Annotated in this window: 23 protein-coding genes; 14 read left to right on the forward strand and 9 right to left on the reverse strand. The window is 75.0% G+C overall.

Annotated elements, in window-relative coordinates; all coding sequences use genetic code 11:
- Positions 1–47: 47 nt before the first annotated feature.
- Positions 48–1,331 (reverse strand): MFS transporter, encoded by a 1,284-nt coding sequence (locus OHA86_RS01505; RefSeq protein ID WP_329171731.1) that lies wholly within the window; start codon positions 1,329–1,331, stop codon positions 48–50.
- Positions 1,332–1,406: 75 nt separating this feature from the next.
- On the opposite strand from OHA86_RS01505, the gene OHA86_RS01510 reads away from it, so the two are divergent.
- Both OHA86_RS01510 and OHA86_RS01515 read left to right on the forward strand, forming a co-directional pair.
- Positions 1,407–1,961 (forward strand): TetR/AcrR family transcriptional regulator, encoded by a 555-nt coding sequence (locus OHA86_RS01510; RefSeq protein WP_329171733.1) that lies wholly within the window; start codon positions 1,407–1,409, stop codon positions 1,959–1,961.
- A 64-nt stretch (positions 1,962–2,025) separates the two neighbouring features.
- Entirely contained in the window at positions 2,026–2,682 is a 657-nt protein-coding gene (locus tag OHA86_RS01515) for a PhzF family phenazine biosynthesis protein (RefSeq protein ID WP_329171734.1), read from the forward strand.
- Positions 2,683–3,543: 861 nt separating this feature from the next.
- Here the strand turns inward: OHA86_RS01515 and OHA86_RS01520 are convergent.
- A complete protein-coding gene (locus OHA86_RS01520; RefSeq protein WP_443071610.1) occupies positions 3,544–4,035 on the reverse strand; it encodes a peptidylprolyl isomerase in 492 nt (163 codons plus the stop codon).
- A 152-nt stretch (positions 4,036–4,187) separates the two neighbouring features.
- Between OHA86_RS01520 and OHA86_RS01525 the strand changes: the two genes are divergently transcribed.
- Entirely contained in the window at positions 4,188–5,129 is a 942-nt protein-coding gene (locus OHA86_RS01525) for a carbohydrate kinase family protein (RefSeq protein ID WP_329171738.1), read from the forward strand.
- A 55-nt stretch (positions 5,130–5,184) separates the two neighbouring features.
- Here OHA86_RS01525 and OHA86_RS01530 read toward each other — a convergent pair whose 3' ends face one another.
- Together OHA86_RS01530 and OHA86_RS01535 are read right to left on the reverse strand one after the other, a co-directional pair.
- Positions 5,185–6,360 (reverse strand): baeRF3 domain-containing protein, encoded by a 1,176-nt coding sequence (locus OHA86_RS01530; protein WP_329171739.1) that lies wholly within the window; start codon positions 6,358–6,360, stop codon positions 5,185–5,187.
- Positions 6,361–6,409: 49 nt separating this feature from the next.
- A complete protein-coding gene (locus tag OHA86_RS01535; protein WP_329171741.1) occupies positions 6,410–6,586 on the reverse strand; it encodes a hypothetical protein in 177 nt (58 codons plus the stop codon).
- Between the two features lie 188 nt (positions 6,587–6,774).
- On the opposite strand from OHA86_RS01535, the gene OHA86_RS01540 reads away from it, so the two are divergent.
- A complete protein-coding gene (locus tag OHA86_RS01540; RefSeq protein WP_329171742.1) occupies positions 6,775–7,257 on the forward strand; it encodes a GreA/GreB family elongation factor in 483 nt (160 codons plus the stop codon).
- A 222-nt stretch (positions 7,258–7,479) separates the two neighbouring features.
- Entirely contained in the window at positions 7,480–7,662 is a 183-nt protein-coding gene (locus tag OHA86_RS01545) for a hypothetical protein (RefSeq protein ID WP_329171743.1), read from the forward strand.
- 54 nt (positions 7,663–7,716) lie between these two features.
- Here the strand turns inward: OHA86_RS01545 and OHA86_RS01550 are convergent, their stop codons facing one another.
- Positions 7,717–8,556 carry a hypothetical protein gene (locus OHA86_RS01550; protein ID WP_329171744.1) on the reverse strand — a complete coding sequence of 280 codons (840 nt, stop codon included), beginning with the start codon at positions 8,554–8,556 and terminating at the stop codon, positions 7,717–7,719.
- Positions 8,556–9,818: a VWA domain-containing protein gene (locus tag OHA86_RS01555; RefSeq protein WP_329171745.1), complete on the reverse strand. Its 1,263-nt coding sequence runs from the start codon at positions 9,816–9,818 to the stop codon at positions 8,556–8,558. Before OHA86_RS01555 ends, OHA86_RS01550 begins: the two co-directional genes overlap by 1 nt.
- A gap of 219 nt (positions 9,819–10,037) precedes the next feature.
- On the opposite strand from OHA86_RS01555, the gene OHA86_RS01560 reads away from it, so the two are divergent.
- The 4 genes from OHA86_RS01560 to OHA86_RS01575 all read left to right on the forward strand — a co-directional run bounded on the left by OHA86_RS01560 (position 10,038) and on the right by OHA86_RS01575 (position 13,259).
- On the forward strand, positions 10,038–10,757 hold the full coding sequence (locus tag OHA86_RS01560) for a DUF4232 domain-containing protein (protein ID WP_329171746.1): 720 nt from the start codon (positions 10,038–10,040) through the stop codon (positions 10,755–10,757).
- A gap of 648 nt (positions 10,758–11,405) precedes the next feature.
- Positions 11,406–11,870, forward strand: coding sequence for a class F sortase (locus tag OHA86_RS01565; protein ID WP_329171747.1), 465 nt, complete (start codon positions 11,406–11,408; stop codon positions 11,868–11,870).
- 53 nt (positions 11,871–11,923) lie between these two features.
- Entirely contained in the window at positions 11,924–12,412 is a 489-nt protein-coding gene (locus tag OHA86_RS01570; RefSeq protein WP_329182158.1) for an RNA polymerase sigma factor, read from the forward strand.
- A complete protein-coding gene (locus OHA86_RS01575) occupies positions 12,396–13,259 on the forward strand; it encodes a DUF4232 domain-containing protein (RefSeq protein WP_329171749.1) in 864 nt (287 codons plus the stop codon). Before OHA86_RS01570 ends, OHA86_RS01575 begins: the two co-directional genes overlap by 17 nt.
- Here the strand turns inward: OHA86_RS01575 and OHA86_RS01580 are convergent.
- Genes OHA86_RS01580 through OHA86_RS01590 form a run of 3 tightly spaced genes read right to left on the reverse strand, consistent with a single transcriptional unit; the run spans position 13,254 to position 16,028 of the window.
- Positions 13,254–14,081 (reverse strand): FHA domain-containing protein, encoded by an 828-nt coding sequence (locus OHA86_RS01580; protein WP_329171750.1) that lies wholly within the window; start codon positions 14,079–14,081, stop codon positions 13,254–13,256. The two genes, OHA86_RS01575 and OHA86_RS01580, sit on opposite strands and share 6 nt — an antisense overlap.
- A 34-nt stretch (positions 14,082–14,115) precedes the next feature.
- The gene (locus tag OHA86_RS01585) at positions 14,116–14,655 is read right to left on the reverse strand and encodes a DUF3558 family protein (protein WP_329171751.1); all 540 of its coding nucleotides are present in this window, start codon (positions 14,653–14,655) and stop codon (positions 14,116–14,118) included.
- Entirely contained in the window at positions 14,643–16,028 is a 1,386-nt protein-coding gene (locus OHA86_RS01590) for a serine/threonine-protein kinase (RefSeq protein ID WP_329171752.1), read from the reverse strand. Before OHA86_RS01590 ends, OHA86_RS01585 begins: the two co-directional genes overlap by 13 nt.
- A 197-nt stretch (positions 16,029–16,225) precedes the next feature.
- Here OHA86_RS01590 and OHA86_RS01595 point away from each other — a divergent pair, with 197 nt between their 5' ends.
- The 5 genes from OHA86_RS01595 (at position 16,226) to OHA86_RS01615 (ending at position 23,217) form a co-directional block, all read left to right on the forward strand.
- Entirely contained in the window at positions 16,226–17,323 is a 1,098-nt protein-coding gene (locus OHA86_RS01595) for a serine/threonine-protein kinase (RefSeq protein ID WP_329171754.1), read from the forward strand.
- Positions 17,324–17,412: 89 nt separating this feature from the next.
- On the forward strand, positions 17,413–19,014 hold the full coding sequence (locus OHA86_RS01600) for a hypothetical protein (RefSeq protein ID WP_329171757.1): 1,602 nt from the start codon (positions 17,413–17,415) through the stop codon (positions 19,012–19,014).
- Positions 19,011–19,661 (forward strand): hypothetical protein, encoded by a 651-nt coding sequence (locus OHA86_RS01605; RefSeq protein WP_329171759.1) that lies wholly within the window; start codon positions 19,011–19,013, stop codon positions 19,659–19,661. The genes OHA86_RS01600 and OHA86_RS01605 overlap by 4 nt, the downstream gene beginning before the upstream one ends.
- A complete protein-coding gene (locus OHA86_RS01610; protein ID WP_329171761.1) occupies positions 19,658–22,183 on the forward strand; it encodes an Hsp70 family protein in 2,526 nt (841 codons plus the stop codon). The genes OHA86_RS01605 and OHA86_RS01610 overlap by 4 nt, the downstream gene beginning before the upstream one ends.
- Positions 22,180–23,217, forward strand: coding sequence for an OmpA family protein (locus OHA86_RS01615; RefSeq protein ID WP_329171762.1), 1,038 nt, complete (start codon positions 22,180–22,182; stop codon positions 23,215–23,217). The genes OHA86_RS01610 and OHA86_RS01615 overlap by 4 nt, the downstream gene beginning before the upstream one ends.
- Positions 23,218–23,303: the final 86 nt, after the last annotated feature.

The raw sequence follows: 23,303 nt of genomic DNA on the forward strand, positions 1-23,303 counted from the left end.
CCGATGGCCGCCCGGCGGCTCCGCGCCGCCCTGCTGCTTCCCCCGGGTCAGGCCGCCGTGCGGTCGGCCGGACCGGCCACGGCGGCGCGCCCGGTGCGCACGCGCTGCGCGACCAGCGCGAGCGCGCCGAAGGCGATAACGGCGGCGCTGTAGACGACCGCGGTCCTGTGCAGGCCCACGTCGGTGGTGGCGAACCCGGCGACGACGGCCGGGATGCTGAAGGCGAGGTAGGAGATCACGAAGGCGACCGCGAACAGCTCGCCCCGCTCGGCCGGTTCCGCTATCCGGGCCAGGGTGCCGAAGCTGGCCAGGCCCGCTCCGCCGAAGCCGACACCGGCGATGGCCGTACCGAGGGCCGCCGCCGTGACCGAGTGCGCCTCGACCCCGGCCAGGCCGACCGCCGTACCGGCCACCAGCAGCCCTGCGCCCAGCGCGAGCGTGCGCTCGGTCGGCCAGCCGCGCAGCGCGAACGCCGTGATCGAGGCAGGCCCGCACAGCAGGGTGACGACAAGACCGCCGACGACGTGGCTGGACAGGCCGAACAGGCCCACGGCCACGGACGGGCCGAGCGCGAGGTAGAGGCCGCCGAGCGCCCAGCTGGCCACCAGGATCGGCACCAGCGCGATCAGGTCGGCCCGCAGCCGGGGGGCGACGCCGAGCCGGGGCTGGAGCGAGCGCGCGGCGCCCGGCCGCTGCTGGGAGGTCTCCGGCAGTACGGCGACGAGCAGGCCGGCCAGCACCAGGCCCGCGAGCAGCAGTACGTACACCAGCCGGGTCGGGTGCGGCCCGTACTGGACGAGGAAGCCGCAGCCGAGCGCGCCGAGGCCGAGGCCGAACGTCGGCGCGGCGCCGGTGATGACTCCCGCGCGGTGCGGTGCGTGCGGCGGGTTGAGGTCGACCAGCGTCGCGCCGAGTGTCGTCATCGCCGCTCCCGTGGCGACGCCCTGCACGAAGCGGGCCGTCAGCAGCAGCGGGACGTCGCCGGCGACGATGAACAGCACCATCGCCACCGCTTCGAGCGCGATCGCCGAGACCAGGACGGGGCGGCGGCCTATGTGGTCGGACAGCGCCCCGAGCACCAGGAGCGCGCCGATCATGCCGACGACGTAGACGGCGAAGACGGTCGTCAGCGTGGACGCGGAGAAGCTCCACTCGTGCTGGTAGACGACGTAGAGGGGGGACGGCGCGCTGGACGCGGCCATGAACAGGACGAAGATCGCCGCGATGGCGGCGAACGCGGCGGGCCGGCTCAGCCCGCGTCGCCCGGACGTGCTCCGCCGGGCGTCCGGGGTGGCGGGGCTCTTGTCGTGGTGCATCGGCGCGACGGGCATACGAATCTCCGATGGCAGTGATCGTTGCGTTAGTGACCGCTATGCTAACGCAACGATGAGTGCGATAATTTCGGTATGAGCGAAGCAGTCCAGACACGGCCCGGCGGTCGCTCCGCCCGGGTACGTGCGGCCGTGCACCGGGCCGTCGAGGAACTGGCCGGCGCGGGATCGGCCGAGGCCCTGACCATTCCCGCCGTCGCCGCGCGCGCCGGGGTGCACCCGACCACGGTCTACCGGCGCTGGGGATCGGTGGCCCAACTGCTGGCCGATGTCGCCACCAGCCGTTTCAGCGGCGATGTCGTGGTGCCCGACACCGGCTCCCTGGCCGGCGACCTGGAGCGGTGGATGGGCGATGTCGCCACCGACCTCGCGGACCCCGATGTCCTCGCCCTGATGCGCGCGACCATCGGCTCGGGCCCGGAGGGCGGCTGCGCGTGCACGGCCGACCGGCACGAGCAGCTCGGCGCGATCATCGAGCGGGAGCGGGCCAGGGGCGGCGGGGTGCCCGAGCTGGAGCGGGCCGTCGACACACTGCTCGGACCGCTGTACTACCGGGCGATCTTCAGCGACCGGCCGGCGTCGGGCGACTGGGCCCGCGGCCTGGTGGCCACGCTCCTCGCGGACGCGTAGCCGGGCCGCCCGGCGGGGGCGGAAGGCCGTCGTCCGGTGCCGCCGGGCGTGGTTGACTGCCCCGGTGACCGACTACGACGTACTGCGTGTCTTCTGCGGAGCCGACGGCCGTCACGGCAACGAACTCGCCGTCGTACGCGACGGGTCGGCCATGACCGACCCCCGCGAGCGCCAACTGCTGGCCGGGAAGCTGGGGTTCAGCGAGACGGTCTTCGTGGACGACCCCGAGCGCGGCGGTATCGACATCTACACGCCCACCCTGCGGCTGCCCTTCGCCGGGCACCCTTGCGTGGGCACCGGCTGGCTGCTCGACCTGCCCGAACTCATCACGCCCGCGGGGGTGGTGGGGGTACGCCTCGACGGGGAGTTCAGCTGGATCGAGGCGATGGCCGCCTGGGCGCCGCCCCGCACCCTGCGGCAGTACGCCTCGGCCGACGAGGTGGACGCGCTGCCGGTGCCGGCGCCCGGCGAGTGGATCTACGCCTGGGCCTGGCAGGACAAGGCGGCGGGCCGCATCAGGGCCAGGGCCTTCCCCGGCCGCGACGACGGGGTCGAGGAGGACGAGGCCACCGGAGCGGCGGCGCTGCTGCTCACCCAGCAGCTCGGCCGCGCGCTGAACATCGCGCAGGGCCTCGGCTCCCAGATCATGACGGCCCCGTACCCCGGGGACTTCATCGAGGTCGGCGGCCGGGTGCGGCTCGACGGCCAGGAATCGGTGTAGCCGCGCGTACCGGGCGGCGGCTCAGCCGGGGTGGTCGCCGGGGTGGGCCGCTCTCCCGTTGGCCGCCGCGTCCGCCGTGGCCTCGTGGAGGAGCTGCCTGCCCAGGTCGAGCACGGCGCGCCCGACGGCGTCGTAAACCGGGGCATAATACTCACCGTCCGGGCGGCGGCCGAGCTGCTGGCGGCCGTACTGCGCTGAGCGGTTCCGGTGCCGCCGGGCTCCGGTGCCGCCGGACGTGGGGACCGCCGCCTTCGGGCTTTCCCAATGAATCCGGCCACGCGCAACCGCGCCCGCCCGGATCCGCGTCCATCGACGTGGGGGGCAAGGGCTGAGGCAGCCGGCGCTCCGAGGCAGTGGCCCCGGTCACCGGGCCGGGCACGAAGGGGGAACAGCCATGGGTGCTGTGATCGTGATCGCCGTCGTGGGAGTGGTGATCCTCGGGTCGGCCCGAGGCGCTGTCCGGGCGCGCAGCCGTCGCGGCGGCGGACGGGCCGGCTCGGGGGCGTACCTCAGCGGCGTGAACCACCGGCAGGATGTGGGGACCGACCCGGCGCGGAGCCTGTTCGGCAGCGGCCCCGACCAGCAGCCGGGGCAGAGCCACCACCGTCACGGGGGCCACCACGGGACTCACCACGGGAGTCACCACGGCGGCGTCTTCGGCGGTGGGGACGCTGCGGGAGGACACCACGGCGGGGGCGGGCACCACGGGGGCCACCACGGAGGGGACTTCGGCGGGCACCACGGCTGACCCGTCGGCGCGGCGGGACGCGTGAAGGGTCCCCGCGGGCTTGCGGCCCGCGGGGACCCTTCACGTCATCGGGGGGGCGGCCGGGCGGGGACCCGGCCGTGTGCCCGGGAAGGTTATTCGACGGTGCCGGACGCGGTGATGACGACCTTCGAGGAGGGCTTGCCGCTGCGGGAGCCCTTGCCCTCGATCAGCTTGACGAGCTTCTCACCCTCGACGACCTCGCCGAAGACCACGTGCTTGCCGTCGAGCCAGTCGGTGGTGACGGTGGTGATGAAGAACTGCGAACCGTTGGAGTTCGGCCCCGCGTTCGCCATCGACAGCAGGAACGGGCGGTCGTGCTTGAGCTGGAAGTTCTCGTCCTTGAACTTGGCCCCGTAGATGCTCTTGCCGCCGCGCCCGTCACCGGAGGTGAAGTCGCCGCCCTGGAGCATGAAGTCCGGGATGACCCGGTGGAAGGCGGAGCCCGCGTAGCCGAAGCCGTGCTCGCCGGTGGCCAGCTCGCGGAAGTTCCTGGCGGTCTCGGGCACCACGTCGTCGAACAGCCGGAAGACGATGCGTCCGGCCGGCTCGTCGTCGATGGAGATGTCGAAATAGACATTGTTCATGTGCCCCATCCTTACATCCCGCCAGCCCCGCACCGCGCGTCGGGGCCGTCTTCCGGCCGTGTCCGGCCAACCGGTCGCGGGTTCGGCGTGAACGTGCCCTGCCGGCCGCACCCCGCGGTGGCGGTCGGTGGCCGGCGCGGGAGGATGAGCGGATGAGCGACTTTCTGGTGGTCGGCGAATGCGTCGCCGACATCGTCCGCACCCCCGGCAGCCCCGATGTGCCGCACCCCGGTGGCAGTCCCGCGAACGTCGCCTACGGGCTCGCCCGGCTCGGGCGGCCGACGACACTGCTCACCCAGCTCGGGCAGGACGACGCCGGGCGGCTGATCGGCGGGCACCTGGCGTCGGCCGGGGTGAAGGTGCTGACGGACGGGCAGGCCGGCGTGGCCACCCCGACCGCGGTGGTGACGCTGGACGGGCGCGGCGCGGCCACGTACGACTTCGACATCGGCTGGACGCTGCGGCCGGTGGACGTACCGGCGGGCGTACGGCATGTGCACCTCGGGTCGATCGGCGCGGTCCAGCCGCCGGGCGCGGCGGCGGCGCTGGACGTGGCGGCGCGGCTGCGGGGGTCGGCGACGGTCAGCTACGACCCGAATGTGCGGCCCGCCCTGCTGGGCGGCCGGGTGGAGGCGGTGGCCCGGGTGGAGCGGTGCGTGGCGCTGAGCGACCTGGTCAAGGCCAGCGACGAGGATGTGGAGTGGCTCTATCCGGGCGAGCCGGCCGCTTCTGTGGCGCGGCGCTGGCTCGAACTCGGCCCTGCTGTCGTCTTCGTGACCCTCGGCGGTTCCGGCGCCCTCGCCTTCACCCGGGCCGGGCAGGTGACGGGCGCGCCGGTCGTGGTCGAGGTCGCGGACACGGTGGGGGCGGGTGACGCCTTCATGTCGGCCGCGCTGGACACGATGGCCGGCCTCGGGCTGACCGGCGCCGCGGCCCGGCCGGACCTCCCGGCGGCGTTCGACGGGCCGGCTCTCGCGCGGACGCTGCACCGCGCGGGGACGGCGGCGGCGCTGACGGTCTCCCGGTCGGGGGCGAACCCGCCGGACGCCGCGGAATTGGCGGCGGCCCTTTCGCCTCCCGGCGCCGCGCGCTAGCCTGTCTTCGCGTCGCCGGACGCGGACCGCTCGTCGGCCGGGGGTGGCGGCGGGGTCAGTACCGCAGGACGGCCGCCACACCCTCGGCGCCGGGAAGCGTCCCGTCGGGCACGAACAGCACCCGGGAGTCCGCCCGCACGGCGTTCTCCACCAGCTGCTCGACGATGTCGGTGGCCACACCGGCGGCGGGCGGCTCGGTGTCCCGCCTCGGGTCCGGCAGCGTCACCGGCTCCGGGAACGGTACGACGTCCAGGATCCGGCCGTCGCCCCCGATCCGGCCCGCCAGCTCGGCACCCTCCTCCACCACCAGCAGGCGCACCCGCTTGTCGGCGACGGCGGTCCACACCTCCGCCGGGCCGCCCGCGTACTTCACCTGGGCGCGAGACGCGTCGAGGTCCGCGACGGCCTCGGCGACCTGCCGGTCGCGGAAACCGGCGAGCACCGGCGCCAGCCGCTTCTCCAGGTCGGGCGTCGGGTCCTTGTCCATGCCGGTCAGCGGCAGCGTGCCCGCGATGTGGCTCCCATGGCTCGTGAGGCCCTTGAAGACCGCGAGGATCTTCTCGCCGCCGATGACGAACAGCGGCTCCCCGCCGTGCTCCTTCAGCGCCGTCCCGAGCCGTGCGTCGACGGTCCGCAGATACTGCCTGACCCGCTCCTCGTGCCCCTCGTAGGGCGCGGCGTGCGGAATCGGCCCGGGAATCGAATCCTCGGGCGACGGAATCCGCGGCGCGTCCGGGAAACCGTGCCGCGTCACCTCCACCAATTCCCGCGCCGAGCCGCGGTAGAGCCGGCACGTCTCCTGGTCGAGGACGAGCACCACATACGGCCGGGAGCGCTGCTCGGCGGCCACCGCGTACCGCGTGAGGAATTCGGTGGCGAAGGCCACCCGCGGTTCGACGGCCGGCGATGTCAACTGCCACACCTGGACCGGCTCGCCCGCGGCGATGTGGACCACCAGTGCGCCGGCGGCGTGAAAGGGAATTCCCGCGCGCTCGATCACCTCGGGGTCCAGCAGGCGGTCCCGCAATTCCAGCCTGGCGTCCCGCGGGACGCCGGGGTCGTCCGCCAACTGCCGCTTGGCCTCGGTGACGAGGTCGCGCAGAAGGATGCGGTCCTTCTCGCCGAAGGGCCGGTCAGGATCGGTCGGCATCGCCAGCGTGATCGCGGGATACGGCCGCGGACTGCGCAGGTCGGCCAGGATTTCAGGGGTCAGATCAGACGTATCCACCATGCCACCTTCACTGTGGTTGCGGCGACGCGCGGGTCAAGGAGAAGCGGGGTCACGGGACCCAGTGGCCGTCTCGCCGCCGGTGCTCGTGCGGCTGGTGGCGCTTGGCGAGCAGCGGGTCCCTGGACTGCTGTTCCTCGTGCGGAATCCGGGTGTGGAAATAGAGCTGCTTTCCCTGTCCTCGCGCACCCAGGCCATGGTGGCCCTTGGCCGGGGAATTCCTGCCCATGTCTTTCAGCTCCTTCGCGTACGCAAAGCCCCGAGCATGGCGGCCCGTTCGTACGTTTCACGCTACGCCGCCGTCGCAGCGGCGGCGACCGGGCCGGAGGAAGGCACCTGGACTAGAATGATGTCGGGTGCCGAATTTTCGCACGACGCACCTTTATCCGGCTCCGCCCCACAACCACGGGAGCAGAAATGACCGGTGGCCCCGAGCCCCTCAGCCCCGACGCGCGTCGGGCGCTGGAGCGGGAACTGTCCGATCTGCGCGACGAACGCCGGTCGTACGCGGTGACCCTGCAGGGAAATGACGCCGACGCGCCCGGCGACAGTGCCGACCAGGCCGACGAATTGCAGCGTGCCACGGAGGTCGCACGGCTGGACACCAGGATCGCCGATGTCACGGAACGCCTGCACGACGCCACGGTGAGTGTCCCGCCGCGCTCCGACGTCGTCGGGGTGGGCAGCACCGTCACGGTGCGCTTCGCCGACGGTACGACGGACACCGTGCACATCGGCGAGCTGGCCGACGACCGGGACGAGGAGCTGGTGACCGCCGACAGCCCGCTCGGCCGCGGGCTGCTCGGGCGCCGGGCCGGCGACGCGGTGGCCTATGACACGCCCGAGGGTCCCGGGACCGCGGCGGTGGTCTCCATCGGCGCCGGGGGCGGCGGGGCGTGAGCGGACCGGCGAGGCGCGACCTGCCCCGCTTGCGGCCCGGCAGCCGACGCGTTTGAGTGTTGGTAACCCCGTCGTCAGGCGTCTGCCCCGCATCACGCCGGCGGGTCGGCGGCCCGGGGCGAGGACGGCTCGGGACGTGCCGGCAGCACTCCGCGCCGACGCGCAGGACCCGCTGCAGCGCACGGTCCGCGCCGCCGACTCCCACGACGAACAGGAGCAGTCATGGCACACCACCACAAGTCCAACAAGGCCGTCGAGGGAAATCCGGATTCCGGGCACAGCCGCGGGATGCCGGGACGCCCCGACGAGGACGAACTCGAGGAACGCACCGAGGAGGACCGGCATGAGGCCGGGCTGCCCGCGGAGCCGGAGACGTCGCCCGTACGGAGCGACCCCGACGCGTAGGCGCACAGGCCGTCGGCCGGGCACGGCGCAATGCCGCGCCCGGCCGACGGGTGCTCAGGAGGAGTAGCCCGCGGGATCGCGGGGGTGGTGCGGCTCTTCCGGGTGGTGCGGCCGGGGGCGGGACGGCGGGCCGAACGGACCGCGGGCCAGGCGGTGCGCGCCGAACGCGGCCAGCACGGCGAGCAGGCCGCCGCCACCGGTCCACAGCCAGCGCGGGGACCACCACGTGCCGGCCCAGCCGTCGCCGGGTGCGACGTCGGGGGCGTTGCGGGAGACCACGGGGACGACGGAGCCGTCGACCGCGTTACGGCCCGCGGTGCCGTGCGAGGTGGCCTTGACGGCGACCCGGACCGGCTGGCCGAGGTCGGCCTCGGGCACGTTCAGCGCGGTGAGCCGCAGGTAATAGGCGCCGCGCAGCGGGTCGTTGGACCAGGTGTCCGCCCAGGCGCGCACCGGCCGCAGGGTGCAGGCCAGTTCGACGCTCGCCGCGTCGGCCGCGGCCGTACGCGTCTGGGCGCCGTAGCGGCACGGCTGACGGCGGCGCAGCCCGTCATAGACGTCGACCTGCCAGGTCGAGGCGCCGTGCGCGGCGGCGGTACCGGAGCCGGAGCCGAAGGTCACGGTGGCCTTCACCGTGACGTTCTCCCCGGTGTCCGCGGCCACCACCCAGTACAGGTAGTCGCCCGCCGAGGCGGTGGCGGTGGCCTCCTCGCCCTGCTGGATCACCGTGGCGGTACGGAAGTTGGTGCCCGCCTCGGTGGGCGGCCCGTCGTCGGCCGTCGTGGTCGGAGTCGGGGTGGCGCTGGGAGTGTCGGCCGCGGCATGACCGGTCAGTACGGCGAGCGCGGTGGCCGCGAGCAGGCCCGCGGCGGCAAGACGTCGTGCGGTGCGCATCAGGAAGCCCTCCCCGAGTTCATCCGCCAGCGGGCGGCCCAGCCGGTCAGCAGACCGGCCACGGCGCCGGTGACGGCCAGCAGTCCCAGCAGCCACCAGCCGCGCCCGAGGCCGTAGAAGGCCACGTCGGAGGGCTGGTCCGGGCTGTGCACCAGGTCGATGGACAGCTCAACCGGCAGGCCGGGGGTGATCTTGACGGAGGCCGGCGCGGAGAAGGAGTTGCCGACCTGGAGGCATACGGTCTCCGCCGGAGTGCCGGAGTCGGCCTTCGGCTTGGGGTAGCGGATGCCGGCCGAGACGGCGTCCGTACGCCCGGTGCCGCCCTCGTCGTCGCGGACGATCTCCCGGCCGTGCAGCGTCACGCCGCGCAGCAGCACACCGTAGCCGGCGTTGACCGCCCGGTCGTCGCTGATGCTCACCGCGGCCCGCAGCTCCTGGCCGGGGCGTACGTCGACGCGGTACCAGCGGTTCTCGGAGAAGGTCTCACGGTCGGAGTACAGGCCCGCCTTGAGCACCGGCGCGTCCGCGCAGTTCGCGGCGCCCCGGGTGGCCACCGGGGTGACGACCGGCTCCGTGCTGCGGTTGACCAGCTGCTTGACCTTGGTGCTGAGCTGCGTCCTGTGCTGCACGGTGGTGTACGTGCCGCCGGTGGCCTCCGCGATACAGCTGAGCTGGTTGCGGGTGGTGGAGTCGGGGATCAGGCCGAGCGTGTCGATGACCAGGTGGATGCCCTGGGCGGCGATGTCGCGGGCGACGTCGCAGGGGTTGGCGGCGCAGGTGTCCTCGCCGTCGGTGATCAGCACCATCCGGCGGGTGCCGTCGCCGCCCGCCTTGAGGTCGTTCGCCGCCGCGAGCAGCGCGGGGCCGATCGGGGTCCAGCCGGTCGGGGCGAGCGTCGCCACCGCGGTCTTGGCCTCGGTGCGGTTCAGCGGGCCGACCGGGTAGAGCTGCCGGGTGTCCTTGCAGCCGGTCTTGCGGTCGTTGCCCGGGTAGTCCGCACCGAGGGTGCGTATGCCCAGTTGGACGTTCGGCGGTGTCGAGTCCAGGACGTCGTCGAAGGCCTGCTTCGCCGCCGACATCCGGCTCTGCCCGTCGATGTCCTTGGCCCGCATGGAGCCGCTGACGTCAAGGACGAGTTCGACCTTCGGTGAGGGTTGCGCCACCGGTTCGTCGGCGGCGGCGCTCGCGGGCAGCAGCCCGCACGCGAGAGTGGCCAACAGGCCACCGGCCATTCCCGTGGCCATCAGTCTTCTCATGATCATCGCAGGATCGTAGTGAAGGTCCGGCCCAATCATGAAGTCGGCTGGTCAGCGGGACGGCTTGGGGCGCGGATCAGCCGACTCCGCACCGGGCGGCCGGACTTGGCGAAGTCTTTACAACCCGGCCGGGCGCTGCGTCGTCTCTGCTCGCGATTCCGGTACGGCCCGGGTCCGCGCTCGCTCCCGGGCGCGGCGGGCCGCCGGAGAGAAGAGGGACGGGACATGCGCAGCACTTCACTGGCCGCCGCCGCGGCGGCGGTTCTCGCGGTCGCGGTCACGGGGGCGGCCCCCGCCGTCGCCTCGGCCCCGGTGGGCCTGGCCGGCACCCCGATGTGCGCGACCTCGCAGCTAACCGCCGCGCTGGGCGGCGGGGACGCGGGCGCGGGCAACCTCTACCGCTATCTGGTCCTCACCAACCACGGCTCCACCTCGTGCCACCTGACCGGCTACCCCGGGGTGTCGCTGCTGGACGCGGGCGGCAAGCAGATCGGGACGCCGGCCGACCGGCAGCCGAGCCGCTACGCGGCGGTGGTGCTGCGGCCCGGCGGGTCGGCGAGCGACACGATCCACACGATCAATCACCAGGGGACGTGTCTGCCGGCCTCGGCGAAGGTGCGGGTGTACCCGCCCGGGAATACGGCGGCGGTCGTCATCGCCGGGAAGGTCACGAACTGCGATCACCTCCTGACGGTGACGCCGATGGCTGCCGGGCGGGACGGCAGTGACCCCGTGGGGCCGGCCCCCACGACTGCGGCGCCCAAGCCGACGCCGTCGTCGGGGCGGCAGGTGCCGGTGGTTCCCGCCGGGGCGCCAGACACCGGGCTCGCCGCGACGGGTGGCGGCGGTCGTTCGGCGGTGGTCGCCGGTGCGGGGACCGGTGCGGTCTTCCTCTGCGGGCTGGCCGTGGTCGCCGCAGGCCGCCGGCGGCGGGCTCGGGGCTGATCCTTGACCCCCGCGAACGATCCCGTGCCTGTGCCTGACCCGACGCCGGCCTCGCGATGCCCCGCGGCTCCTTGCCGCTGCGGGGCCGCTGCGGGTGCGTCGCGGCTGGTCGCGCCGTTCCCCGCGCCCCTTGGGGGCCTGACCCCCGGCGCGGACACCGACGGCACATCGTGGTTGCGCGCGCCGTTCCCCGCGCCCCTGGTGGATGCCCCCTGCCGCAAGGACCAGCCACGCCAGGGGCGCGACCAGCCGGAGCGGACCCGCGGTGCGAAAACCGGCGATCAGGTCCCGAAGGGGCGCGAGGAATTGCGCGCGCAACCACAGCGCACCGTCGGCTCGAAGACCGGCAGTCGCACCCCCAAGGGGCGCGGGGAACTGCGCGACCAGCCACAGCCGACCGCCGGCTCGAAAACCGCCGGCCGCACCCCCAAGGGGCGCGGGGAACTGCGCGACCAGCCACGACGGACCCGCGGAGGCCCCGCAGGGTACGTCGGAGTGGTCGCCGCGGCCGTGCTGCTCGCCGGGTGCACGGGTACAGGCACCGGCGCGGGCGGCACCGGGACCGGGCCGAGCGGTCCGGCCGGGCGGGGCGGGAGTACGTCGGCACCGCCGACGACCGCGGGGTCCACGGGGGCGGAGGCCCCGGCGATGGCGAAGTCGTCGCCGGAACGGCTGCGCATCCCGAGCATCGGCGTGGACACCCCCGTCATCGCCCTCGGCCTGGCGGCCGACGGGTCCGTACGCGTACCGCCGATCGAGGCGCACGCGCCGGCCGGGTGGTACGACGGGTCGCCGACGCCCGGGCAGACCGGGCCCGCCGTGCTGCTGGGGCACGTGACCGTCGGGCGGTACGGCGACGGCGTGTTCCGGCACCTGGACCGGATGCGGCCGGGCGACCGCGTCAGCGTCGTACGCGCCGACGGCTCGGTGGCGGCCTTCGCCGTCGACACCGTGCAGACCGTCGCGAAATCGCGCTTCCCGACGGAGGCGGTGTACGGGAACGTGGACCACCCCGCGCTGCGTCTCATCACCTGCGGCGGCACGAAGGTGTCGGGCGACGGCGGCTACCCGGACAACGTGATCGTCTACGCCTCGCTGGTCGGCGGCTCGTGAACCACTGGCCCGCGGCGGTCGGCACACCTGCGCCAGGAGTGAGGAGGGCGGTCATCCGGCCAGCAGAGCACGCTGCCTCCGAGTTGTTCGAGGCCGTCTATCCGCGGCTCGCGGGCTGGTGCCGCCGGCTGGTGGACGACGACGGGACCGCGCACGAGATCGCCGCTGAGGCCTTCACCCGGCTGTGGGCGCGCTGGACCAGGGTCGAGGAACCCAACGGCTTCCTCTATGTGACCGCGGCCAACCTGGTCCGCGACCACTGGCGCAGAATGGAGCGCGAGCGCCGGGCGCTGCGCCGGGTGACCACCGAGCAGTCCGTACGCCCGCAGGCGGATCCGGCCGACCCGTCCGTACGGCTGCTGGTGCAGTCGCTGCCCGAGCGGCTGCGCAATCCGGTGCTGCTGTACTACTACGCCGACCTGCCGGTCCGCGAGGTGGCCGCACTGCTGGGCCGGAAAGAGGGAACCGTCAAGGCCGATCTGCACGCGGCACGCGAACTGCTCCGCGCCCGACTCGAGGGACACCATGACCGGATTTCCTGACCGCCGGGAGGGCGGCCCGGACGGCGACCGCGCCGGCCCGGCGGAGCCGCTGCTGCGGCAGCCGCCCGGGTATCTGGACGCACCCGCCGGCGCCTTCGCGCAGATCCGGCGGCGCGCGGCGCGGCGGCGCCGGGTGCGGGCGGCGGGCGGCGGGCTGGCGGCGGCCGTGGTGCTGACCGGTTCGGTGTATCTGGTCGGCGCGCTGACCCCGCACGGCTCGGACGACCTGGTGAGCCCGCCGGCCAGCGATTCGCTGACCAGCGCGGCCCCGTCGGCCCCGGCGCCGACCCGGGACGCCGCGCCCGTACCGTCCCCGACGGTGCCGGACGGGCGGCGCAGCGCCGGTGCGCGGGGCGGCACGGCCACCGCCACCGGAACCACGGCGACCGGCACGCCGACACCGGGCGGCCCCCGGGGCGGCGCGAGCACCGGTACGACCCCGAGGTGCGCGACCTCGCAGCTGACCGCCGCGCTCGGCGGCGGCGACGCGGGCGCGGGCAGCCTCTTCCGCTATCTGGTGCTCACCAACCACGGCTCCACGGCGTGTCATCTGACCGGCTATCCGGGGCTTTCGCTGCTGGACCCGGACGGCGGGCAGATCGGGACGCCGGCCGACCGGCAGCCGATGAGCTACGCGGCGGTGGTGCTGCGGCCCGGCGGGACGGCGAGCGACACGATCCACACCGTCAACCAGCAGGGCACCTGCCTGCCGGCGTCCGCGCGGCTGCGGATCTACCCGCCGGGCGATACCGCGTCGCTGGACTTCACCGGCCAGGTCACCGTCTGCGACGGCCTGTTCACCGTCACCCCGTTCGTCGCGGGCGCCAGGGGCAATCCGCCGTCATGACCAGGTGTCGTCGTCCGGCTGCACGTCGAGCAGCGCCAGATCGGGCGGTACGAGGGTGGTGGAGAGCAGGAGTTCGCGCAGCAGGTGGTCGTTGAGGGTGTTGCCGACCGGCTCGCCGATCTCCTCGCGGGTCAGGAAGGGGACGCCGTCCCGGGACAGCCGGGTGCGTACCGCGCTGACCACGTGTTCGACCTTCTTCGGCCCCCAGGACGCGCCGGGTTGCAGCCGGGCCAGGTGGGCGGCGGTGTCCTGCCAGGTCAGCGGCTGGGGGCGCACTTCGTGCAGCAGGTAGCGGCGGCCGAGCACCACCAGCACCAGGCGTTCCTGGGCGGTGAGGATCCAGGTGCGCGGCGGCAGCGTGATGTCCGCGGGCCGCGGGGTGGGGGCCGTGCCGTCCGCGTCGGTGACGTAGACCTCCAGCAGGTGCTCGCGGTGGCGTGATCCGCGGACGAACAGCGGGGTGTAGCCGGTGTCCAGCGGGAGCGGCTCCTCGCCGGTGAAGAGCAGCCGGCCGCGGGCCAGCCGGATCGGCAGCCGGCCGTGGTTGCTGATCCACCACTGGCCGCCGCGGTGGGTCAGCGTGCCCTGGTGGCGGCTGACCAGCGGGTCGTCCTCGCCGAGGCAGACGTGCACGGCCGGGCGGTTGCGGCCGAAGAGGACTTCCCGTCCGGCGCCGGGGCCGAGCCGCATGCCGCCGGTGAGCGCGAGGGCGAAGACGGTGCCGGCGACCGGCGCGGACACGCCCCTGGCGAGGCTGCCGTGGGTGCCGGAGAGCCGCTTGCCGCCCGGCAGCTCTGCGGCGCCGTCGGGGCTTGTCGTCATGGCTGGATCCTCGTGAAGGGTCGGAATGGGGCCGTCACGTGCCGGGCAGCCGTGCCGCGGCCGTCGTGCCCAGGTGTTTCGCCGTGTCGCAGAGTTTCCCCAGCGCGCCGGTGCCCGACACCGTGAGGTCGGCGAGTTCCTCGACGCGCTGGCCGGTGATGTCGGTGAAGTCGCGGTTGACCAGCCGCAGGGTGCAGGTGCCCCGGTCGTCGTACTCGGGTACGACAAAGCCTTTTCCGGCGCCGAAGGCGACGGGCGTGCCGTCACTGGTGTCCAGCGGCGGGGAGTTGCGGTCGAAGACCAGGTCGACTCCGCTGTCGCCGTCGGAACTGCGCCAGTGGCAGCCCCAGTTGCCGAAGTCCCGCTCGGCGCCGGCCGCTTGGACGCCTGGCAGTGCGCCGAGCGCGGCGGGGGTCAGCAGGGCGCAGGCGTCGGCGGTCGCGAGGGAGGCGGGCACGGCGGCGGAGGGGCGGCGGGGGACGGTGCCCACGCGCATCACGGTCACCGCGTGGTCGGTGGCGGCGTCGGCCATGGCGCACAGGTCGGGTCCGCTGTCGCCGATCAGCCGGGCCATGAGCTGGATGTGGTTCCGTCGTCGAGTTGGAGGGTGCGGTCGCACTCGCCGCCGTCGAGCGCTTCCGCGGCGACGGTCACATTGCCGGTCCTGCGGGTGGGGATGTGCGAGCCGGCCTCGATGTCGGTGCCCAGCAAGGTGGCGGCGACATCGACGACCGGGTCCTCGTGCGGCGGCCCGACCAGGATGTCGCAGCGGTCGAAGTTGCCGTAGTCGGCGGCCAGTTCTGTGCTGCCGAAGCGGGCGAGCGGTGCGGTGGCGAGCACCGAGCAGGGGTCGGCGCTGCGGGCGTCGCCCAGTGCGCTGCGCGCGGTCGCGGCGGTGGGCGCCGGGGCGCCGTGCGCGCCGCCCGGGGTACGCGGCTGCGCCCGCGCCGGTGATCCGTCGTCCCAGGGGGTCACGGTCAGCAGCACCGCCGCCAGTACGGCGACGAGCGCCACGGCCGCGACGGCGGTCCAGGCGCGCCGCCGGGGCCAGGTGCTGAGCGGGCCGAGCGGCAAGGGGCCGCGCCGCCGGTCGAGGGCGGCCCCCTCGTTGTGCAGCCGGCGGACCGCCTCGGACGGCGGGGCGACCTCGGCCATCAGCTCGCGGGTCTCGGCGGCGGCGGGCCTGCTGCCGGGGTTGATCCGCAGCAGCGCGGTCAGCGGCCCGGTGAGCTGCCCGGCCTGCCGGGGCGGCTCGATGTGCCCGTCCCTGGCCCGGCCGATGTAGGCCAGCGGGCTTGCCGCCTCGCCGTAGGGCACCCGGCCCTCGACGGCGGCGAAGAGCGCGGCGCCCAGCGAGAACTGGTCGGACTCCCGGCTGGCCGGTTCGCCGTTGGCAACTTCCGGGGCGAGATAGCGGGGCTTGCCCGGCACGCCGCCGCTGAGGCTGTCGCGGGTGTCGTCGCTCCACAGGGCGCGGGAGATGCCGAAGTCGGCGAGCTTGGCGATGCCGTCGTCGGTGACGAGGATGTTCTCGGGCGTCACATCGCCGTGCACCACGCCCTTGGCGTGCGCGGTCGCGAGCGCGTCGGCGATCTGCCAGCCGATGGCGGCGGCCTGCTGCGGGCTGAGCGGTCCTTCGGCGGCGACGATCGCGGCGAGGCTGCGCGAGGGCACGTACTCCATCACCAGCCAGCTCCGGCCGCCGTCGTCGATGTGGTCGAAGACCGCGACGATGTGCGGGTGGTGCAGGCGGGCGGCGTTGCGCGCCTCGTTCTTGAGCCGCTTGGCGGCCCTCTCGTCGTTCAGGCGGGCGCACTTGACGGCGACCGTGCGGTCGAGTTCGCGGTCGTGGGCGCGCCATACGACACCCATGCCGCCGGCGCCGATACGCTCCCGCAGCAGATAGCGCCCGGCTACTTCGTCACCGATCTCTGCCGTACCCCGCACCGCGCCGCCCCACTGCACACATCACGCCTCGTGCCCGCTCCGACACGCAAGGAGCGTACTGCAACCCGGCCTGTCCCGGTCGCCACTCGCGTCTCTTCGGTACCGGCTGCGTGGCGGTGTCCGGGACCGGTCCCGGACACCCGGGCTTAACGTCCCCTGGTCCGGCAGGCAGCGGCACGGGAAGGAGCGCGGGCGCGATGGGTTCGGGGCGGAAGACCGCGCGGCGGCCGCTGTTGCGGGAGGGCGGGACGGTGGGTGCCGGCTACCTGGTGGAGCGCTACCTCGGGCAGGGCGCGTACGCCGAGGTCTACCGGGTGCGGCACCCCTATCTCGGGCGGCAGGCGATGAAGGTCTTCCGGCAGGTCGCCGACCGGGCCGCGGTCGACGCGCTCCTCGCCGAGGCCGTACTGCTGACCCGGCTCGGGCACCCCCACATCGTGCGGGTCTTCGACGCGGGCAGCACGCCGACCGCCACCGGTGAGCGTGCCTTCTTCACCATGGAGTACGTCGCCGGCGGCACCCTGGCGCGGTTCATGGCCGGGTGCCTGGAGCGGTCGGGGCAGGTGCCGGTGGCGGCGGCCGTCCGGATCCTGCACCAGGTCAGTTCGGGGCTCGCGGTCGCGCACGCCGGGCAGCCGCCGATCGTGCACCGCGACATCACCCCGCACAACATCCTGGTCGGCCTCGACGGCGCCGGCGGGCAGCCGCTGCGGGCCCGGCTGAGCGACTTCGGGCTGGCCACCCGCACCGACCCGGGCACCGGACCGGCCAGTGCCCAGGGCGTGCCGGCGTTCAAGCCGCCGGAGACCCTGCTGGGCTTGCGCGGTGACTCGCGCAGCGGTGATGTGTGGGCGCTGGGGGTCATCGGCTATCTGCTGCTGACCAGCCGGCTGCCGTACCCGAAGGGCCTCGCTGGCTGGATGACCGGCTCGCACCGGCGGGCGCCGCCACCGCCGCCGGGCGCGCTGAATCCGGATGTCGACCCGGAGCTGGAGCAGATCGTGCTGGACGCGCTGGCCGTGGACCGGGAGGCGCGGATCCCGGACGCGGGGGCGCTGGCCGAGCGTTTCGCCCGGCGCGAGCAGCGGCGGGCGGCGGACTCGCCCGTGGCGCCGGTCCCGGTCGCCGAGGCCCGCGCCGGGCAGCTCGCGGCCCGGGGGATGGAGTTGGCGGCGCAGGCGGGGACGCTGCCGCAGGCGGTGGGGCTGATGGCGGAGGCGGTGGCCGCGTCCGCCGAGCTGCGCGAGCTGTACGGGGAGCGGCTGCGGCGGTGGCGCACCGGGGTGGTGGCGTAGCGGCCGGTGGAAGCGGCGGACGAGGGACGAGGGCACGACGGTCATGGGAACGGGAGCGGGGCGGCGATGAGCACGAAGGAAGGGGCGCGATGAGCACGCCCGGGGACGAGTTGGCACCGGTCCTGGCCCGGATCTCGGGTACGGATCTCTACCGGAGCAACGCCTTCCGGGTCACGGGGCTGCCCGCGGACGCGACGCCCTCGCGGATCCGCAGGACCCGTGAGGAGGCGCTGCTGATGAGCAGGCTCGGCGCGCCCGCCACGGGGGCGGCGGTGCGGACCGCGGCGCCCGGCGGCGAGGAGGCGCTGCGGGCCGCGTACGAGACGCTGCGCGACCCGGTGGCCCGGCTCGTCCATGAACTGCTGTGGCCGCAGGGGCAGTCGGCGCCCGCGTGGAGCGGCGCGGAGGAGCACGAGCGGGCCGCGCACACGCACCAGGAGGCGGTGGAGGGCGAGGCGGCGGGACCGTACGAGCCCGGTTCGGCGCAGGCCGCGCGGCTGGACGGGCTGTGGACGCGGGGCCTGGCCGGGTGGGCGTCGGTGCTCGCCGACCACGACTTCTGGGACCACGCCAGGCGCAGGGTGGCCGAGATCGGCGACCCGCGGCTGACCAGCGGGACCGTACGGCGGCTGCGGGACCGGCTGCCGAAGCATCTGGCGTCGGTGACCGCGGAACTGGCGCTGCGCTCCGCGGTACGCGGCAGGCCGGCGGGGGCCGGGCGGCTGGTGGCGCTGCTGCACTCCTCGCCGCTGCCCGAGCGGGCGGTGGCCGACGCGCTGCGCGAGGCGGTGCGCCCGGCCGAGAGCGCGCTGCGTGCCGCCTGCGGCACCGCGCGGGAGGCGGTGTCGGCCGCCGAGGGGGACGGCGGTCCCGCGGGCCGGGCGCTGCTGGAGCGGATCGGGGACCCGCTGGGGGTGGTGCGTACGGTGCTCGGCCCGGACGCGGCGCTGACCTCGGCGCTCGAGGAGGAGGTCGCGGCCGCGCTCAACCAGTGCGCGGTCGGCGAGTTCCACGCGACGGGCCGGGTGCGGGCGCCGCTGGAGGTGCTCGCCTGGGCCGCCGGATACGCGCATGCGCAGCGGACGAAGGATCTCATCGAGCGCAATGCCGAGGTCGTCTCGCACAGCAGGAACGCGTCGCCGGCCGGCCCGTCCGACGACCTGCCGCCGCTGCTGCGGCAGATGTGCCTGGACGGCAGGGTCGAGAGGGCCGCCGCCTACTTGCGGGCGATGGCCGGACAGGTCGTCAACCGCGACCGGGAGCTTGCCGGGCAGCTCATGACGCTCGCCACCGACCGCAGGAGCGTGGCCGCACCGGTGGCCAGGCAGCCCTTCACCGGGCGCGTCCTCGGCTGCGGGGTGCACGCGCTGCGGGCGCCGGGACCCGACGCGGAAGGCACCCGGTGGGTGACCCATGTGCTGACGCTGTTCTGGCTGCCGCTGCTGCCGCTGGCCGCGTACGCCCGCGACGACCGGGCGGTACGGGCCAGAGTGCCGCTGACCGGCCGGGCCCGCTGGACCCGGCGCTGGACGCTGCTGCTGGTCCCGCCGCTGGCGCTGTTCCCGGTGATCGGGCCGGCCGCGCTGCCGGTGCTGGCGGCGCTGCTGATCGGCTACGGGACCTTCCTGGGCAAGATGCGCGGGGAGCGGGTCCGCACCTGGGCGCGCCAGGACCACGGGCGGCACCGGTGAACCGGGCGGCGGAGCTGCGCGGGCGGCTGCGGCAGCGGCGCCACCCGGCGGAATTCCGTATCGCGCCGGACTACCCGCCGCCGGGTCTGCGCCCACCGCGGGCGCCCGAGCCCGCGCCCGCGCCCGGGGCCGGGGCCGGGGCCGGGGCCGGGGCCGGGGCCGGGGCCGGGGCCGCACCTGGGTCCGGGGCCGCACCCGGGTCTGCGCACGTACCCGCACGCGCACCTGTTCCCGTACCGCGGCCGGCGCAGGCCGGGACGCCGGCCGCCGCGCGGGCGTCGGACGCGGACCTCGCGGACCTGGCGACCCAGCTGTGGCGGCTGGGCCGCAAGCTCGCGGAGCCCCCGCCGGGCGGGACGGCACCCGGCGGGACGGCACCCGGCGGGGCGGCCGCCCGGCGCAAGGAGGCCCGGCATCTGCGGGCCGCGCAGGACGCGCTCGGCAAAGCCGGGGTGCGGGCCGAGGACCACGACGGGACGGAGTTCGACATCGGACTCACCCTCGACGTGCTCGCCTACCAGCCGGTGCCGGGCGCGACCCGGGAAACCGTGCACGAGACCGTACGGCCCTCGGTCTACCGGGACGGCCGCCGTATCCAGATGGGCCAGGTCATCGTGGCCCAGCCGGAAGGAGAGCAGGACCAGTGACCCGCGAGAGCGTGACCCGCGAGACCGTTGACTTCGGCATCGACCTGGGCACCACCAACAGCGCCATCGCCGCCTCGGCGGGGACCGGCGCCGGCATCGTCCGCAACAACCTGCGCGACGAGTACACGCCCTCGGCCGTGCACATCACCCGCTCGGGGACGGTGGTCGTCGGCAAGCGCGCCAGGGCGCGGCTCGACGTCGACCCGGACAACACCCACGCGGAGTTCAAGCTCCAGATGGGGGTGCGCGACGCGCGACGCGCCTTCGCCGGCTCCGGACGCACCATGACACCCGAGCAGTTGTCGGCGGAAGTGCTCAAGTCGGTGCGGGCGGACGTGCGCAGCGCCTTCGGCGAGGACATCGGCGCCGCCGTCATCACCGTGCCCGCGGCCTTCGAGCTCGACCAGTGCGAGGCGACCCGGCGGGCCGCGAAGCTGGCGGGCCTGGAGTTCGCCCCGCTGCTCCAGGAGCCGACCGCGGCGGCCTGGGCGTACGGCGCGGCCGCTGCCGATGTGCCGGCCCGCGGCTTCTGGCTGGTGTACGACCTCGGCGGCGGCACCTTCGACGCGTCGGTGATCCAGATCGAGGACGGCGAGTTCAGCGTCGTCAACCACGCGGGCGACAACTTCCTCGGCGGCAAGCTGATCGACTGGATGCTGGTGGACGACGTGCTGATCCCCGCCGCCCGCGCCGAGGACGGGCTCGCGTCGCTGGAGCGGGCCGACCCGCGGCAGGCGGGCAATGTCGCCAAGCTCAAACAGGCCGCGGAGGACGCGAAGATCGAGCTGTCGCACTCCCCCGCCGCCGAGATCGACGTCCAGTTGACCGGTGACCGCGGCGAGTCGGTGGCCTTCGTGCACGAGATCGCCCGCGCGGACCTGGAGCGGCTGGCGATGCCGCTCTACCGGCGGTCGGTCGAGCTGTGCCGCCGGGCGCTGGCCGAGAAGGGGCTCGCCCCCGGCGACATCGAGCGGGTGCTGCTGGTCGGCGGCGCCACCCTCGCCCCCGCGCTGCGCGATCTGCTCGCCGACCCGGCCGGCGGTCTGGGCATCCGGCTCGACCACAGCCTGGACCCGGTCACGGTGGTGGCCCGCGGGGCGGCGGTCTTCGCCCGCACGCAGCGGCTGCCGCACACGTTCAAGAACGCCGCGGCCGAGGCCGGCGACGTGCTCCTGGACTTCGCGCACAAGCCGACCGGCCAGAGCAGCGACCCGCTGGTGGGCGGCACCGCGCGGACCGCGGACGGCGGGCCGCGGGACTGGAACGGCTGCACGGTCGAGTTCGTGGACGACGCCGAGGGCCGGCCGCAGTGGCGCAGCGGGCAGGTGCCGCTGGGCGCGGACGGCAGCTTCGCCACCCGCCTCAAGGCACGCGGCGCGCACAATTCGTACGCGATCGAATTCCGCACCGCCCAGGGCTCGTTCCTGCCGACCCGGCCGGACCGCACCGCCTACCAGCAGTTGGCGCTGGTGGGCGGCGACGCGACCATGAGCCATTCGGTCGGGGTGTGGGTGGAGGGCAACGAGGTCGCGTGGATCCTGCGCAAGGGCACGGAACTGCCCGCCAGCGGGCGGCTGGTGCTGGAGTCGACGGTGGATGTGCGGCGCGGCGGGCGGCAGGGGCTGATCCGGGTGCCGGTCGTGCAGGGCGAACGGGCCAGGGCCGACCGCAACCCGGTCGTCGGGCAGCTGGACATCAGCCCGGAGGAGATCTCCCGCGATGTGCCGCTGGGCAGCGAGATCGAGATCACCGTCGAGATCGACCAGAGCTTCCGCACCCGGGTGGACGCGTACATCCCCATCCTGGACGAGGAGTTCGAGATCGACGTCGAGCTGGCCAGGGACGCGCCCGACGTGGCGGAGCTGCGCCGGCAGAGCCGGGCGGTCGCGGCGCAGTACGCCACGCTGCGCAACCGGGCCGGCGCCTCGGACGCGGGGCGGGCGGCCGAACTGCTGGACGGTTTCGACGAGGACGGCGGAGTCGGCGGTATCGACCGCGAGCTGGAGTCCGCGGGGGTCGATCCGGACGGCGCCGCCATCGTCCAGGAACGGCTGCGGCAGGCCGAGACCGCGCTGGACGAGGCCGAGGAGGCGTTGAAGCTGCCGCAGCTGCTCCGGGCCGCGACCGAGGTGCGCGGCTGGGTCAGGGAGGCGGTGGACGAGCACGGCGATGTCGCGACGCGGCAGGAACTGGCGGGCGCCGAGCACCAGTTGGACGCGGCGATCGAGACGGGCGACCCGACGCTCGTGGAGCACGCGACCGATGTGGTGCGCGGAGTGGGCCTGCGGGTGCTGGACGCCGCCGACCAGTTGCCGGTGCTGCGCTTCGCCGCGCTGAAGGAGACCTTCGCCCGCAGCACGGAACCCCGGGTGCTCCGGCTGCTCCAGGAGGGCGCGGCGGCGCTGGCCGCGGACGACATCACCCGGCTGCGCCCGGTCGTCATCGACCTGGGACGGCTGGTCCCGTTCGACGCGGTCCGCACCGACGCCCCCGCGGACACCACCGTCCGGCGGCAGCGGTGAGCACCTCACTGAACCGCGGCGCCGGACCGTACAGGGGGCAGCCCGGCGCCGCACCCCGCCCGACCCCGCCGGACGCGGGCGGCGGACCGGACACGGGCGAGCCGACGGAGGCGGCCGACGTGCTGGCGGCGGCTGCCCGGGCCGCGCGCGGCGGCCGGTACGCCGAGGCGCGGCGGCTGCTGGACGGGCTCGGGGGCGGCGGCGCCGACGACCCGGCCGTCCTGGACCTGCTGGCGCGGATCCACGCGCAGTGCGGCGAATTCGCCGCGGCGGACGCCTGCTGGGCGCGGGTCCAGGACGCGGACCCGCGGCCCGCCGCCGCCACCGCGGCAGGAGCCGGGCGCCGCCGGATCGCCGCGCTCCAGGCGGGGCGCGGGCGCTCGTCCGCCGGGCGGCGGGTCGCGGCGGCGGCGCTGGTGGCCGCCGCCGCGGGTGCGGCGGTCGCCGGCACGCTGCTGCCGCGCACCACCGCCGACCCGGCGACCGGCGCCGACCTGGCCGCCGTACGGGCCGGGCAGGCCGCGTTGGCCGGGCGGCTCGACGCGCTGGGGACCCGGGTGGACACCGGACTGGGCGATCTGGCGTCGGCGTCTCCCGCGGCGCCGTCCCCGAGCGCCCTGCCGGGGCCCGACCTCGGCGGCCCCGGCCGTACGGTGTCGCGGCAGGGCGACGCGCTGGTCGTGGTCTTCGGCGAGGGGCTGTTCGGCCGGGACGACCGCCTCACCGCCGCCGGCGCCGACGCACTGGACGGCCTGGCCCGGCGGCTGCGGCAGGCGGGGGTGACCGGCCCGCTGGTGGTGACCGGCCACACCGACGACCGGCCGCTGCCGCGTACCGCCGCGGTCACCGACCGGGTCACCCTCGGCTTCGCCCGCGCGCAGGCGGCGGCCGAGCGGCTGTCGGCCGCGGGCGGCATCCCGCCGGGGGCGATCGGCATCCGCAGCACGGGCACCCTGCACCCGCCCTTCCCCGACGACTCGGCGGCCGACAGGGCCCGCAACAACACCGTCACCGTCCTGGTCGGAACACCGTGACCCGCCCCGGGAGGTGCCCGGCGAAAAGCCGGAGCTGACGGAGTGTCACGGGCGCCGCGAACCTCCACCGTCGCTACTCTGCGTGG

Origin of the sequence: Streptomyces sp. NBC_01477, assembly GCF_036227245.1 — a bacterium.
Taxonomy (GTDB): domain Bacteria; phylum Actinomycetota; class Actinomycetes; order Streptomycetales; family Streptomycetaceae; genus Actinacidiphila.

Excerpts from the sequence above, each read along its gene's own strand:
- OHA86_RS01505 (WP_329171731.1), bottom strand. The coding sequence starts at position 1,331 with ATGCCCGTCGCGCCGATGCACCACGACAAGAGCCCCGCCACCCCGGAC.
- OHA86_RS01510 (WP_329171733.1), top strand. The coding sequence starts at position 1,407 with ATGAGCGAAGCAGTCCAGACACGGCCCGGCGGTCGCTCCGCCCGGGTA.
- OHA86_RS01520 (WP_443071610.1), bottom strand. The coding sequence starts at position 4,035 with ATGAACAATGTCTATTTCGACATCTCCATCGACGACGAGCCGGCCGGA.
- OHA86_RS01525 (WP_329171738.1), top strand. The coding sequence starts at position 4,188 with ATGAGCGACTTTCTGGTGGTCGGCGAATGCGTCGCCGACATCGTCCGC.
- OHA86_RS01530 (WP_329171739.1), bottom strand. The coding sequence starts at position 6,360 with ATGGTGGATACGTCTGATCTGACCCCTGAAATCCTGGCCGACCTGCGC.
- OHA86_RS01535 (WP_329171741.1), bottom strand. The coding sequence starts at position 6,586 with ATGGGCAGGAATTCCCCGGCCAAGGGCCACCATGGCCTGGGTGCGCGA.
- OHA86_RS01540 (WP_329171742.1), top strand. The coding sequence starts at position 6,775 with ATGACCGGTGGCCCCGAGCCCCTCAGCCCCGACGCGCGTCGGGCGCTG.
- OHA86_RS01545 (WP_329171743.1), top strand. The coding sequence starts at position 7,480 with ATGGCACACCACCACAAGTCCAACAAGGCCGTCGAGGGAAATCCGGAT.
- OHA86_RS01550 (WP_329171744.1), bottom strand. The coding sequence starts at position 8,556 with ATGCGCACCGCACGACGTCTTGCCGCCGCGGGCCTGCTCGCGGCCACC.
- OHA86_RS01555 (WP_329171745.1), bottom strand. The coding sequence starts at position 9,818 with ATGATCATGAGAAGACTGATGGCCACGGGAATGGCCGGTGGCCTGTTG.
- OHA86_RS01560 (WP_329171746.1), top strand. The coding sequence starts at position 10,038 with ATGCGCAGCACTTCACTGGCCGCCGCCGCGGCGGCGGTTCTCGCGGTC.
- OHA86_RS01565 (WP_329171747.1), top strand. The coding sequence starts at position 11,406 with ATGGCGAAGTCGTCGCCGGAACGGCTGCGCATCCCGAGCATCGGCGTG.
- OHA86_RS01575 (WP_329171749.1), top strand. The coding sequence starts at position 12,396 with ATGACCGGATTTCCTGACCGCCGGGAGGGCGGCCCGGACGGCGACCGC.
- OHA86_RS01580 (WP_329171750.1), bottom strand. The coding sequence starts at position 14,081 with ATGACGACAAGCCCCGACGGCGCCGCAGAGCTGCCGGGCGGCAAGCGG.
- OHA86_RS01585 (WP_329171751.1), bottom strand. The coding sequence starts at position 14,655 with ATGGCCCGGCTGATCGGCGACAGCGGACCCGACCTGTGCGCCATGGCC.
- OHA86_RS01595 (WP_329171754.1), top strand. The coding sequence starts at position 16,226 with ATGGGTTCGGGGCGGAAGACCGCGCGGCGGCCGCTGTTGCGGGAGGGC.
- OHA86_RS01600 (WP_329171757.1), top strand. The coding sequence starts at position 17,413 with ATGAGCACGCCCGGGGACGAGTTGGCACCGGTCCTGGCCCGGATCTCG.